The sequence below is a fragment of the Streptomyces sp. NRRL F-5122 genome (assembly GCF_001507435.1).
In the GTDB taxonomy this organism is placed as follows: domain Bacteria; phylum Actinomycetota; class Actinomycetes; order Streptomycetales; family Streptomycetaceae; genus Streptomyces; species Streptomyces lannensis.
The window spans coordinates 1-366 of the sequence record NZ_LMWH01000155.1 but is presented as its reverse complement, the minus strand read 5'-3'; the positions used below and the strand labels follow the sequence as shown (position 1 = coordinate 366).

At 61.7% G+C, this 366-nt stretch carries 1 rRNA gene; it reads left to right on the top strand.

The window, feature by feature from the left end:
• Positions 1 to 89: ribosomal RNA gene (locus tag ADL25_RS17345) — 16S ribosomal RNA — on the top strand; the annotation flags it as partial.
• Between the last annotated feature and the right edge of the window lie 277 nt (positions 90 to 366).

Below are 366 nucleotides of genomic sequence, written 5' to 3'. Positions count from 1 at the left end.
GGAGGGAGCTGTCGAAGGTGGGACTGGCGATTGGGACGAAGTCGTAACAAGGTAGCCGTACCGGAAGGTGCGGCTGGATCACCTCCTTTCTAAGGAGCATCTAGCTGCCGCAAGGCAGCCAGAGCCACTACGTCGGCGAATGATCGACGGTGGTCAGCTCATGGGTGGAACGTTGACTATTCGGTCTGGACCTCGGGTCGGGGGCTGCTAGTACTGCTCGTGAGAGAGCGTGGAACGCATGATCTTCGGACGGGTTTGGGTCGGGCGCGCTGTTGGGTGTCTGAGGGTGCGGCCGGTTGGTCGTCCTTCGGCGCCGACCCCAGTGAACTCGGATTGTGGTCCGGGGTGATGGGTGGTTGGTCGTTG